The organism is Pseudomonas sp. NPDC086278, assembly GCF_050280905.1.
Classification (GTDB): Bacteria; Pseudomonadota; Gammaproteobacteria; order Pseudomonadales; family Pseudomonadaceae; genus Aquipseudomonas.
Map to the genome: position 1 here is coordinate 1 of NZ_JBNNWE010000136.1, position 12,215 is coordinate 12,215.

Annotated in this window: 13 protein-coding genes and 3 pseudogenes; 10 read left to right on the top strand and 6 right to left on the bottom strand. The window is 60.3% G+C overall.

The genetic code is table 11. The features are described from left to right. Nucleotides 1-141 (top strand): annotated as a pseudogene (locus tag ACQKP4_RS26845) (IS110 family transposase); the annotation flags it as partial. Nucleotides 142-575: 434 nt separating this feature from the next. Here the strand turns inward: ACQKP4_RS26845 and ACQKP4_RS26850 are convergent. Next, the gene (locus ACQKP4_RS26850) at nt 576-1,079 is read right to left on the bottom strand and encodes a L,D-transpeptidase family protein (RefSeq protein WP_427636992.1); all 504 of its coding nucleotides are present in this window, start codon (nt 1,077-1,079) and stop codon (nt 576-578) included. A gap of 68 nt (nt 1,080-1,147) precedes the next feature. Next, nucleotides 1,148-1,699 carry an NUDIX hydrolase gene (locus tag ACQKP4_RS26855; RefSeq protein ID WP_427636993.1) on the bottom strand — a complete coding sequence of 184 codons (552 nt, stop codon included), beginning with the start codon at nt 1,697-1,699 and terminating at the stop codon, nt 1,148-1,150. Nucleotides 1,700-1,845: 146 nt separating this feature from the next. Here ACQKP4_RS26855 and ACQKP4_RS26860 point away from each other — a divergent pair, with 146 nt between their 5' ends. The 5 genes from ACQKP4_RS26860 to purT all read left to right on the top strand — a co-directional run bounded on the left by ACQKP4_RS26860 (nt 1,846) and on the right by purT (nt 5,138). Beyond that, nucleotides 1,846-2,445 carry a CoA pyrophosphatase gene (locus ACQKP4_RS26860; RefSeq protein WP_427636994.1) on the top strand — a complete coding sequence of 200 codons (600 nt, stop codon included), beginning with the start codon at nt 1,846-1,848 and terminating at the stop codon, nt 2,443-2,445. A gap of 47 nt (nt 2,446-2,492) precedes the next feature. Next, nucleotides 2,493-3,017: a gamma carbonic anhydrase family protein gene (locus tag ACQKP4_RS26865; protein ID WP_003221962.1), complete on the top strand. Its 525-nt coding sequence runs from the start codon at nt 2,493-2,495 to the stop codon at nt 3,015-3,017. Continuing rightward, nucleotides 3,014-3,229, top strand: a complete 216-nt coding sequence (locus ACQKP4_RS26870) for a DUF1289 domain-containing protein (RefSeq protein ID WP_427636996.1) — start codon at nt 3,014-3,016, stop codon at nt 3,227-3,229. The genes ACQKP4_RS26865 and ACQKP4_RS26870 overlap by 4 nt, the downstream gene beginning before the upstream one ends. Before the next feature lie 158 nt (nt 3,230-3,387). Next, nucleotides 3,388-3,855, top strand: coding sequence for a preQ0 transporter (locus ACQKP4_RS26875; RefSeq protein ID WP_427636998.1), 468 nt, complete (start codon nt 3,388-3,390; stop codon nt 3,853-3,855). Nucleotides 3,856-3,956: 101 nt separating this feature from the next. Beyond that, entirely contained in the window at nt 3,957-5,138 is a 1,182-nt protein-coding gene (gene purT / locus ACQKP4_RS26880) for a formate-dependent phosphoribosylglycinamide formyltransferase (RefSeq protein ID WP_427636999.1), read from the top strand. 109 nt (nt 5,139-5,247) lie between these two features. On the opposite strand, the gene ACQKP4_RS26885 is transcribed toward purT, so the two are convergent. The 3 genes from ACQKP4_RS26885 to ACQKP4_RS26895 all read right to left on the bottom strand — a co-directional run bounded on the left by ACQKP4_RS26885 (nt 5,248) and on the right by ACQKP4_RS26895 (nt 8,963). Next, nucleotides 5,248-6,564, bottom strand: coding sequence for an MFS transporter (locus ACQKP4_RS26885; RefSeq protein ID WP_427637001.1), 1,317 nt, complete (start codon nt 6,562-6,564; stop codon nt 5,248-5,250). Nucleotides 6,565-6,896: 332 nt separating this feature from the next. Further along, on the bottom strand, nt 6,897-8,138 hold the full coding sequence (locus tag ACQKP4_RS26890; protein WP_427637004.1) for a transporter associated domain-containing protein: 1,242 nt from the start codon (nt 8,136-8,138) through the stop codon (nt 6,897-6,899). 12 nt (nt 8,139-8,150) lie between these two features. Further along, entirely contained in the window at nt 8,151-8,963 is an 813-nt protein-coding gene (locus ACQKP4_RS26895) for a cytochrome C assembly family protein (protein WP_427637006.1), read from the bottom strand. A 195-nt stretch (nt 8,964-9,158) separates the two neighbouring features. On the opposite strand from ACQKP4_RS26895, the gene ffh reads away from it, so the two are divergent. The 4 genes and pseudogenes from ffh to trmD form a co-directional block, all read left to right on the top strand. Further along, on the top strand, nt 9,159-10,535 hold the full coding sequence (gene ffh, locus ACQKP4_RS26900) for a signal recognition particle protein (protein ID WP_427637007.1): 1,377 nt from the start codon (nt 9,159-9,161) through the stop codon (nt 10,533-10,535). A 250-nt stretch (nt 10,536-10,785) separates the two neighbouring features. After that, nucleotides 10,786-11,037, top strand: a complete 252-nt coding sequence (rpsP, locus tag ACQKP4_RS26905; RefSeq protein WP_322220798.1) for a 30S ribosomal protein S16 — start codon at nt 10,786-10,788, stop codon at nt 11,035-11,037. A 5-nt stretch (nt 11,038-11,042) separates the two neighbouring features. Next, on the top strand, nt 11,043-11,579 hold the full coding sequence (gene rimM / locus ACQKP4_RS26910; protein ID WP_010565276.1) for a ribosome maturation factor RimM: 537 nt from the start codon (nt 11,043-11,045) through the stop codon (nt 11,577-11,579). Beyond that, nucleotides 11,561-12,121, top strand: a pseudogene (gene trmD, locus ACQKP4_RS26915) (tRNA (guanosine(37)-N1)-methyltransferase TrmD); the annotation flags it as partial. The gene rimM and the pseudogene trmD, both read left to right, overlap by 19 nt. Here the strand turns inward: trmD and ACQKP4_RS26920 are convergent. Beyond that, nucleotides 12,120-12,215: pseudogene (locus ACQKP4_RS26920) on the bottom strand (alpha/beta hydrolase); the annotation flags it as partial. The pseudogenes trmD and ACQKP4_RS26920 overlap by 2 nt on opposite strands.

Sequence of the window (12,215 nt, forward strand, 5' to 3'; positions counted from 1 at the left end):
CGTTACCAAGCTGACTTTAAGGCCCGATATGAAGGACTTCGGGAGCGAGGCAAGAGCGCGAAAGTCGCACTGATCGCCTGCATGCGGATACTGTTGATCCGGCTGAATGCCATGCTGCGCGACGGCACCGAATGGCGGTGACGAATGGCAGGGTTAAGACAGTTGCTCCCACAGTGGATCGCCGTACATCGAACCATTGTGGGAGCGGGCTTGCTCGCGAAGACGGCAGGCCAGGCGCACACGCTCTAGACGTTGGCGCTCATCTCTCTGCGATTGACCAACGCCTCCAGCGCCCCGCTCAAACTCGGTGCCTTGTCGGAACACGAAACAACCGGGCAACGCGCTCCACTGTGGTGAGGGGGCTTGCCCCCGTTCGCCCCGCTCAAACTTGGTGCCTTGTCGGAACACGAAACAAACAGGCGACGCGCTCCACTGTGGTGAGGGGGCTTGCCCCCGTTCGGCTGCGCAGCAGTCGTAAATCAGCACGCGCGGTGTGCCAGTTGCAACAGGGTTGCGGGGTTTTGGCACTGCTTCGCAGCGCAACGGGGGCAAGCCCCCTCGCCACGGTGCAGCGTTTATGGGCGGATTTCGATCATCGTGCCGTCCGGCACCAGGCCCCAGACTTCCCGCATGTCCATGTTGCGCATGGCGATGCAGCCGTCGGTCCAGTCCAGGGTGTGGAACAGGTTTTCCGGGTAGTCGTAGGTGTCGGGCGTCCCGTGGATCATGATCATGCCGCCAGGGTCGACGCCTTCGCGGCGTGAGCGCGCGGCGTCAGTGACGTTAGGGTAGGAGATGTGCATGGCCAGGTTGTAGCGGTCGCTGACCTTGCGCCAGTCCAGCCAATAGAAGCCCTCGGGCGTGCGTTTGTCGCCCTCCATCAACTTCGTGCCCTTGGGTTGTTTGCCCAGTGATATGCGGTAGGTGCGCAGCGGTTTGCCGTCGGCGATCAATTGCAGTTGATGGGCGGACTTGAGGACCAGCACTTTTTCGATGGGTTTGCCATCCAGCGTGACCACGGTGGACGCTTGGGAAACAACGGCGAACGACAAGCAAAACACGGCAAGCAACCAGCGCATTGAAACGATATCCCTAGAGGTGTCGCGACTATTTAGTCGTTATAGGTGTTTTCTTGTTAATTGAACGCTTAAGTGATGGCAGGCTGGGCCAGCGGTGGGATCGACTCGGACCTCACGGGGTAGGACTCGGTCTGCCGGTCAGCGAAGAAGCATTCTAGGGTACGGCCCACCGTGCGGAAAGCCAGGTCGGACCAAGGGATGTCGGCTTCTTCGAAAAGTGCGACTTCCAGGCTCTCGGGACCAGCGGAAAAATCCAGGTCCGCCAGCTCTGCGCGGAAAAAAACATGCACCTGGCTGATGTGCGGCACGTCGATCAGCGTATAGATGCTCAGGTTGCGCACCCGCGCGCAGGCTTCTTCGGCCGTTTCGCGAACCGCCGCCTGCTCGATGGTCTCGCCGTTTTCCATGAAACCGGCGGGCAGGGTCCAGTAACCCAGGCGTGGCTCGATGGCGCGGCGGCACAGCAACACTTTCGAGCCCCAGGTCGCCACGCAGCCGGCGACGATATTGGGGTTCTGATAGTGAATCGCCTGACAGCTGTCGCAGACATACCGCAGGCGCGAATCGCCTTCGGGAATGCGTTGGGTGACCGGGTTGCCGCACTGACTGCAAAATTTCATGCTTGGGTTCCTGAAGGCTGCGCCTATCTTGGCGTGCGGCGGTGTCTGTCGGCAAGTTGTCGTTTCGCGACACAGGTCAGTTCGGGGGTTGGGCGGCCGATGTGATTGGTGCATGATGCGAGGTAGCGAATAAATCGAGAAGACTCATGCTGGACGAGCTACTTCACCGGGTAAGCAACCACACGCCGAAAACGCTGGAAACCGACAAACGTTTCCCCGAAGCCGCGGTACTGGTGCCGATCACCCGCAGTGACGAACCGGAACTGGTTCTGACCCTGCGCGCCAGCGGGCTTTCGACCCATGGCGGCGAAGTCGCTTTCCCCGGCGGTCGACGCGACCCGGAAGACCCGGACCTGATTTTCACCGCCCTGCGTGAGGCCGAAGAAGAAATCGGCCTGCCGCCGGGACTGGTCGAAGTGATCGGCCCGCTGAGCCCGCTGATCTCCCTGCATGGCATCAAGGTCACGCCGTATGTTGGCGTCATCCCTGACTACGTCGAATACCGGGCCAACGACGCCGAGATTGCCGCCGTCTTCAGCGTGCCGCTGGAGTTCTTCCGCAAAGACCCGCGCGAACACACCCACCGTATCGACTACCAGGGCCGCAGTTGGTATGTGCCCAGTTATCGTTACGGCGAATACAAGATCTGGGGCCTGACAGCGATCATGATCGTCGAGCTGATCAACCTGCTCTACGATGCCGACATCAGCCTGCATCGCCCACCCAAAAGCTTTATCAACATCTGAAGCCATCGCTCGAATGGCCCGTTATCGTGAGCCCTGAGGAAAACAAGATGAAATACCGCTTGGGCGACGCCCGGGTCGACACCCATCCACAGAGCTGGGTCGCACCCAATGCCGTGCTGGTGGGCAAGGTCAAGCTGGAAGAGGGCGCCAACGTCTGGTTCAACGCCGTGCTGCGCGGCGACAACGAACTGATCCTGATCGGCAAGAACAGCAACGTCCAGGACGGCACCGTGATGCACACCGACATGGGCTACCCGCTGACCATCGGCACCGGCGTGACCATCGGCCACAACGCGATGTTGCATGGCTGCACCGTGGGCGATTACAGCCTGATCGGGATTAATGCGGTGATTCTCAACGGCGCGAAAATCGGCAAGAACTGCATCATCGGCGCCAATTCGCTGATCGGCGAAGGCAAGGAGATTCCGGACGGTTCATTGGTGATGGGCTCGCCGGGCAAAGTGGTGCGCGAGCTGACCGAACCGCAAAAGAAAATGCTCGAAGCCAGCGCTGCGCACTATGTGCATAACTCACAGCGTTATGCCCGCGATCTGGTCGAGCAAGAAGAATGACCGCCACCGAACGGCCGGTGCTATCGCCCTGCGTGAACATTTGTGCGCTGGACGAGGATGATATCTGCACCGGGTGTCAGCGCACGGTGGCAGAGATTACGGGCTGGAGCCGGATGGACAACGCCGAGCGCCGTGAGGTGTTGGGGTTGTGTCATGAGCGGGCCAAATCGAGCGGGTTGCTCTGGATGATCGGGGCCAAATCGGATAATTGAGGTGCGGCCTTCGCGAGCAAGCCCGCTCCCACAGGAATTGCGCTGAACCTGTGGGAGCGGGCTTGCTCGCGAAAGGCCATCACTGTCACCACCTCCCTTGGCCCATACGGTTCTCTGAAGTACCCTGCCCACCAAATCGACAGGTATCCCCAAGCCCCATGCTCTTCCTGATCACCTACATCGGCAGCGTCGTGCTGATCAACTACGCTTTTTCCACCGCTCCGCACCTGGACATCATCTGGTCGTGCTGGGGCGGGTTGGTGTTCGTGCTGCGCGACATGGTGCAAACCCGCTTCGGCCATGGCGCCATCGTCGCAATGCTGGCGGCACTGGTGCTGTCTTACGTAACGTCCGATCCGTCGATTGCCCTGGCCAGCGCCACGGCCTTCGCCGTGTCCGAGTGCATTGACTGGCTGGTGTTCAGCGTCACCAAGCGCCCGTTGCACGATCGCCTGTGGATAAGTTCGGCCCTGAGCATTCCCCTCGATACCTTCATCTTCTTCGGCATGATCGACGCCTTCACCCCGGCCGTGATCCTCACCGCCATGGGCTCGAAGTTCGCCGGTGTTACCGCCGTGTGGCTGATCATGGCGTGGCGCTTGCGCAAACAGGCCGTCGCCAGCTGAAGCCAAACCCGGCAGTTCATGTAAAATGCCGCGCTTTCTCCCCATGGGAAGTGCGCCTTTGGCTGCGTCCCTCGTTGATCCGCTTCTTTGAGGACCTTCAGATGACCCGTATCGGAACTCCATTGTCGCCAACCGCGACCCGCGTATTACTGTGTGGCTGTGGCGAGTTGGGCAAGGAAGTGGTGATCGAGCTGCAACGCCTGGGCGTTGAAGTGATTGCCGTTGACCGTTACGCCAATGCGCCGGCCATGCAAGTCGCGCATCGCAGCCACGTGATCAACATGCTCGACGGCGCCGCGTTGCGTGCCGTGATCGAAGCCGAGAAGCCGCACTTCATCGTGCCGGAAATCGAAGCCATCGCCACGGCCACCCTGGTCGAACTGGAAGCCGAAGGCTTCACCGTGATCCCGACCGCACGCGCCGCACAACTGACCATGAACCGCGAAGGCATCCGTCGTCTGGCCGCCGAAGAGCTGGACCTGCCGACCTCGCCGTACCACTTCGCCGACACCTTCGAGGACTACAGCAAAGCCGTCGAAGACCTCGGCTTCCCGTGCGTGGTCAAACCGGTGATGAGTTCGTCGGGTAAAGGCCAAAGCCTGCTGCGCAGCGCCGCTGACGTGAAAACCGCGTGGGATTACGCGCAAGAAGGCGGTCGCGCCGGTAAAGGTCGGGTGATCGTCGAAGGCTTCATCGACTTCGACTACGAAATCACTCTGCTGACCGTGCGTCACGTCGGCGGCACCACCTTCTGCGCGCCGGTCGGTCACCGTCAGGAGAAGGGCGATTACCAGGAATCCTGGCAGCCACAAGCCATGAGCCCGATTGCCCTGGCTGAATCCGAGCGCGTCGCCAAAGCGGTCACCGAAGCCTTGGGCGGCCGTGGCCTGTTTGGTGTCGAGTTGTTCATCAAAGGCGATCAGGTGTGGTTCAGCGAAGTTTCGCCGCGCCCGCATGACACCGGTCTGGTGACCCTGATTTCCCAGGACCTGTCGCAGTTCGCGCTGCACGCTCGCGCCATTCTGGGGCTGCCGATTCCGCTGATTCGCCAGTTCGGGCCCTCGGCGTCGGCGGTGATTCTGGTGGAAGGGCAGTCGACCCAGACCGCTTTCGCCAACTTGGGCGCTGCGCTGAGCGAGCCGGACACGGCGTTGCGTCTGTTCGGCAAGCCTGAAGTGAATGGTCAGCGCCGGATGGGCGTGGCGTTGGCGCGGGATGAGTCGATTGAAGCGGCGCGTGCCAAAGCAACCCGCGCTGCTCAGGCTGTTGTTGTAGAGCTGTAACCGAGGCGCGGCCTTCGCGAGCAAGCCCGCTCCCACATTGGTTTTGTGAACGACACAGATCCAATGTGGGAGCGGGCTTGCTCGCGAAGCTTTTGCTTTTGCTTTTGCTTCAGGCCACCCGATTCAAGTCGTTATGCCGCGTCTCCTTCAGGCACAGCACCGCAATCAAGCTCAGCACCGCCGCCCCCGACACATACCCGCCGACATAACTCAAACCGCCCATCGCCACCAACTTCTGGGCGAAGAACGGTGCCGCCGAGGCCCCGACGATTCCGCCCAGGTTGTACGCTGCCGACGCACCGGTGTAGCGCACGTGGGTTGGAAACAACTCCGGCAGCAGCGCGCCCATCGGTGCAAACGTCACGCCCATCAGAAACAGCTCGATGCACAGGAACAGCGCCACGCCCCAGGTCGAGCCTTGGGTCAGCAGCGGTTCCATCAGGAAGCCGGACAGAATCGCCAGCACACCACCGATGATCAGCACCGGTTTGCGCCCGTAACGGTCGCTGGCCCAGGCCGACAGCGGCGTCGCCGCCGCCATGAACAGCACCGCGAAGCACAGCAGGGCGAGAAAGGTTTCGCGGGTGTAGCCCAGCGTCGACACGCCGTAACTCAGCGAAAACACCGTCGAGATGTAAAACAGCGCATAGCACACCACCATCGAACCCGCGCCCAGCAGCATCGGTGCCCAGTATTGGCTGAACAGCTCGACCAGCGGGATCTTCACCCGTTCCTGGCGCGCCATGGCGTTGGCGAACACCGGTGTTTCGTGCAGTTTCAATCGCACATACAAGCCGACCATCACCAGTACGGCGCTAAGCAGGAATGGAATCCGCCAGCCCCACGAGCGGAATTGTTCGTCGTTCAGGGTCATCGCCAGCGTCAGAAACAAACCGTTCGCCGCCAGAAAACCAATCGACGGGCCGAGTTGCGGGAACATGCCGAACCAGCCGCGTTTGCCTTTGGGCGCATTCTCCGTGGCGAGCAACGCCGCGCCGCCCCATTCGCCGCCCAAGCCCAGGCCTTGGCCAAAACGCAGCACACACAACAGGATCGGCGCCCAGGCCCCGATGCTGTCGTAACCCGGCAATACGCCGATCAGCGTGGTGCAGACGCCCATCAACAGCAAGGAGGCAACCAGTGTCGATTTGCGCCCGATACGATCGCCAAAGTGGCCGAACAGCGCCGAGCCCAGCGGTCGCGCGAGGAAGGCGATACCAAAAGTGAGAAATGCCGACAGCATCTGTGCGGTGCCGGAGGTCTGCGGAAAGAACACCGGGCCGATCACCAGCGCGGCGGCAGTGGCGTAGACGTAGAAGTCGTAAAACTCGATGGCGGTGCCGATGAAACTCGCGGTGGCCACGCGTGTGGCGGAGTTTGTCGGTTGTGCGGGCGTGGTTTCGTTGTAGGTCGTGCTGGTCGTCATGCGGTTATCCCTGACAGTCATGTGCCCCAGTGGAGCGAATTATTATGGTTGAACACCCAGGGATGTGGGTTTGACGCGGCGTGCGGGTAGCACTGAGGGTGCGGCGGGGCTTGGGTAAGCGGCTCGATTATAGGAAGGTGGCTAACAATCGAACAAGGGGTTGAGGCTGGAGAGTTGTTTTGTGCCTACGTGCGATCCCTGTGGGAGCGGGCTTGCTCGCGAAGGCTGACGATCAGTCAACATTCCTGCTGAACATGAAATCGCCTTCGCGAGCAAATCGAATCGTCGCACCGCCGCTCCCACAGGTTTTGCGCCTTGAACATAAAGACGCGTCAGATTTTCGAGAGGGCCGGAACGGCGGCGGTATGCCAGATCAGCACACGCGTAACGCGATTGTCCTCGGTCTCCAGAATCTCCAGCCGATAGCGTCCGATCTTCAGGCACACCGCGCTGTCCGGAATGGTCTCCAGCGCCTCGGTGACCAAACCGTTCAGGGTTTTCGGACCATCGGCCGGCAAATGCCAGCCGAGGCTCTTGTTCAATTCACGAATAGACGCTGCACCGTCAATGACCAGTCGGCCATCGGCCTGCGGGTGGATGTGCGGATTGTCCAGGCTGTGCTGGCTTTCGAACTCGCCGACGATCTCTTCCAGAATGTCTTCGAGGGTGACGATACCCAGCACTTCGCCGTACTCGTCGACCACCATGCCCAGGCGGCGCTGTTGCTTGTGGAAATTCAACAGTTGCAGCTGCAGCGGCGTGCTTTCCGGCACAAAGTACGGGTCGTAACTGGCGGCCAGCAGCGCTTCGCGGGTCAGGCTGCCATCGGGCAGCAAATGGCGAATCTGCCGGGTGTTGAGCACGGCCTCGACCTGATTGATGTCGCTGTGGAACACCGGCAGGCGTGTGCGGCGGTTGGCGCGCAATTGCTCGAGAATCTCTTCGATCGAGTCGTCGAGGTTGATCCCGTCGACTTCACTGCGCGGCACCAGAATGTCGTTGACCGTGATGTTGTCCAGCGCGTGGATGCCCGACAGCGGGTGCGGACGACAGATCGAGTGATCGTGATCGTCATGACGCTCCGTCGGCATCTCGTCTTCGCTTTGCTGCACCACTTTGACTTTGCGGGCGAACGGCCGCATCAGTAACTGGCTGATCGAGTGCAACAGCCAGGCTACGGGGTAGATGATTTTAAGGGGCGCGCCGAGCAGCGTGTTGCCCAGCGCCAGAACCGCGTCCGGGTAGCGGACGGCCAAAGTGCGCGGCAGATAGTCGGCAAACACCAGCAACAGGGCGCCAGCGCCGAGGCAGGCCATCCATGGGCCGTTTTGCGCCCAGGTGAAAATCGCCAGCAGGGTGCTGATCACCACCGCCAAGGCGCGGCACAAGGTATTGCAAAGGATCAGGCTGTGCAGCGGGAAGCTCAGCTTCGCCACCGGTTTGTCGCTCTTGCGCGAGGCAGTCCGTTGAGCCAGCAAATGCTGTTGTGCGACTTCAATGGCGGTAAACAGCCCCGCCCAGATAATCAGCAGGGCCAGCACCGCGAGCATCGGCCCTATGGGCAATTCGTCCATTAATGCCGCCCGTCAGATGTGCAGAATGTATTCACGGACCAGTTTGCTGCCGAAGTACGCCAGCATCAGCAGGCAGAAACCGGCGAGGGTCCAGCGAATGGCCTTGTGCCCGCGCCAGCCGAGGCGGTTGCGGCCCCAGAGCAAGACGCTGAAAACGACCCATGCCAGGCATGCCAGCAAGGTTTTGTGCACCAGGTGTTGGGCAAACAGGTTGTCGACGAACAGCCAGCCGGAAATCAGCGACAGCGACAACAGGGTCCAGCCGGCCCAGAGGAAACCGAACAGCAGGCTTTCCATGGTTTGCAGCGGCGGGAAATTCTTGATCAGCCCGGACGGGTGCTTGTGCTTGAGCTGATGGTCCTGAACCAACAGCAATAAAGCCTGGAAGACCGCGATGGTAAACATGCCGTAGGCGAGGATCGACAGCAGGATGTGGGCGAGGATGCCCGGCTCTTCATCGATGATCTGCACCGTACCGGCCGGGGCGAACTGCGCGAGCAGCACCGTCGCAGCGCCGAGCGGGAACAGCAATATCAGCAGGTTCTCCACCGGAATTCGCGAGCAGGCGATCAGGGTCAGTGCGATCACGGCCGCCGCAATCAGGCTGGCAGCACTGAAGAAATCCAGGCCCAGGCCAATCGGCGTCAGCAGGTGAGTCAGCAGGCTGGCGCTGTGAGCCAGCACGGCCAGCACGCCGAGCGTGACCAGCAGGCGCTTGTTCGCCTTGGCGCCGGAGGCCAGGCGAGTGCCCTGATAGAAAGTCGCAGCGGCATATAAGCAGGCGGCGGCGAGGGTGGTAAGCAAACTGGGTGACAAGGGGAGCATAAATCCTGTTAGGCAAGCCCGAAAGGCGCTGAGTTTGGCATAGAACCCACGCGGCACGAAAGTGCGAGGTGTCCGCCAGACGCAGTCTTCGCTATAATCCGCGACCTGCCCACGCCGCAGGCTCGCCGAGCACATGTTTATTCCGGTCTGGGCCGCCATTATCCCGGTCTACACAGGGCCTGAAAGGATCGCGCAATGTTTGAAAACTTAACCGACCGTCTCTCGCAGACGCTGCGCCATGTCACCGGCAAGGCCAAGCTGACCGAAGACAACATCAAAGACACCCTGCGTGAAGTGCGCATGGCGTTGCTGGAGGCCGACGTGGCCTTGCCAGTGGTCAAGGACTTCGTCAATTCGGTCAAGGAACGCGCCGTCGGCACCGAGGTGTCGCGCAGCCTGACGCCGGGCCAGGCCTTTGTGAAGATCGTCCAGGCCGAACTCGAAAGCCTGATGGGCGCGGCCAACGAAGACCTGAACCTGAGCGCCGTTCCGCCCGCCGTCGTATTGATGGCCGGTTTGCAGGGCGCGGGTAAAACCACCACCGCCGGCAAGCTGGCGCGCTTCCTTAAAGAGCGCAAGAAGAAGTCGGTGATGGTCGTGTCTGCGGACGTTTACCGTCCGGCGGCGATCAAGCAGCTGGAAATGCTGGCCGGTGAAATCGGTGTCACCTTCTTCCCGTCCGACCTGAGCCAGAAGCCGGTCGACATCGCGCAAGCGGCTATTAAAGAAGCAAAACTGAAATTCATCGACGTGGTCATCGTCGATACCGCCGGTCGCTTGCACATCGACGAAGAGATGATGGGCGAGATCAAGGCGTTGCACGCCGCGATCAACCCGGTCGAAACCCTGTTCGTGGTTGACGCCATGACCGGCCAGGACGCCGCCAACACGGCCAAGGCCTTCGGCGATGCATTGCCGCTGACCGGTGTGATCCTGACCAAGGTCGACGGCGACGCCCGTGGCGGTGCCGCGCTGTCGGTGCGTGCCATCACCGGCAAGCCGATCAAGTTCATCGGCATGGGCGAGAAGAGCGAAGCGCTCGAACCGTTCCACCCCGAGCGTATCGCCTCGCGCATCCTCGGCATGGGCGACGTGCTCAGCCTGATCGAACAGGCCGAAGCGACGCTCGACAAGGACAAAGCCGACAAGCTTGCTAAAAAGTTGAAGAAGGGCAAGGGCTTCGACCTCGAAGACTTCCGCGATCAGCTGCAACAGATGAAGAACATGGGCGGCCTCGGCGGCCTGATGGACAAACTGCCGAACATCGGCGGTGTCAACCTGGCGCAAATGGGCAACGCCCAGGGCGCGGCAGAGAAACAGTTCAAGCAGATGGAAGCCATCATCAATTCCATGACCCCGGCCGAGCGCCGCGACCCTGAGCTGATCAGCGGTTCGCGCAAACGCCGGATCGCCATGGGTTCCGGCACCCAGGTGCAGGACATCGGTCGCTTGATCAAGCAGCACAAGCAGATGCAGAAGATGATGAAGAAATTCTCCGCGAAAGGCGGAATGGCCAAAATGATGCGCGGCATGGGCGGTATGTTGCCCGGCGGCGGCATGCCCAAGATGTAAAGATTCCGCGCCGTCAGTCATGTCGGCGCAGACCCGCAGCAATGTGGGAACTCCAGCAAACCCGCACTTGGCGGGAGCTGACTGGCCGTTTTCAACGACGGCTCTATAGCAAATCTGGATGACGACCGGAAGGCCGTCGGAAAAAGACATTTGCAAAAGTCCGGATATTCCTTAGAATATGCGGCCTTTCGGGCACCTATGCCCGCTGTGCCTTTAGATTTGCAGCACCGACTACAGGAACGATGTTCACATGCTAACAATCCGTCTTGCCCTTGGCGGCTCCAAAAAGCGCCCGTTTTACCACTTGACCGTAACCGACAGCCGCAACCCGCGCGACGGTTCGCACAAGGAACAGGTTGGTTTCTTCAACCCTGTTGCTCGTGGTCAGGAAATCCGTCTGTCCGTGAACCAAGAGCGCGTAGCCTACTGGCTGAGCGTTGGTGCACAACCTTCTGAGCGTGTTGCTCAGTTGTTGAAGGACTCGGCTAAGGCTGCGGCCTGAGCAATATGAACGCGACGCCTGCTGTTGCTGATGATTTGATCGTTATCGGCAAGATCTACTCTGTTCATGGCGTTCGCGGCGAAGTGAAGGTGTATTCCTTTACTGATCCGACTGAAAACCTGTTGCAGTACAAAACCTGGACGCTCAAGCGCGAAGGCAGCGTAAAACAGGTTGAGCTGGTCAGCGGACGAGGGAACGACAAGTTCCTGGTCGCAAAGCTCAAGGGTCTTGATGATCGTGAAGAAGCTCGTCTTCTGGCCGGTTACGAGATCTGTGTGCCGCGCAACCTGTTCCCTGAATTGACCGACGGCGAGTACTACTGGTACCAGCTGGAAGGTCTGAAGGTCATTGACCAACTCGGGCAATTGCTCGGGAAGATCGATCATCTTCTGGAAACCGGCGCCAATGATGTAATGGTGGTCAAGCCTTGCGCTGGCAGCCTGGATGATCGCGAACGCCTGTTGCCCTATACGGAGCAATGCGTGTTGGCCGTCGACCTTGCCGCAGGCGAGATGAAGGTGGAATGGGATGCGGACTTCTAAGCGTGGCTAACTTGCGCGTAGAAGTGATCAGTTTGTTTCCCGAGATGTTTTCCGCCATCAGCGAGTACGGCATCACCAGTCGTGCGGTGAAACAGGGGCTGTTGCAGCTCACCTGTTGGAATCCGCGAGACTACACGACGGATCGACATCACACTGTGGACGATCGCCCATTTGGCGGTGGCCCGGGCATGGTGATGAAGATCAAGCCCCTGGAAGATGCTCTGGTTCAGGCCAAGGCAGCAGCCGGGGAGGCGGCGAAGGTGATTTACCTGTCCCCCCAAGGCCGTCAACTGACTCAGTCGGCGGTGCGCGAGTTGGCGAATCTGGATGCATTGATCCTGATTGCCGGTCGCTATGAAGGCATTGACGAGCGTTTTATTGAAGCTCATGTCGATGAAGAGTGGTCGATTGGCGACTATGTACTGTCTGGCGGCGAGCTGCCGGCGATGGTCCTGATCGATGCGGTTACACGGCTGCTGCCTGGAGCTTTAGGGCATGCGGACTCCGCCGAGGAAGATTCCTTTACGGACGGTCTGCTGGACCTTTAGGGTTGCGGCGCAGCAGGTAATCGAAAAAATTATGTCCGCGAATCAAGCGATAAGCGCCTTGGGCTTCAGCCTCGCAACCCTTGTCCAG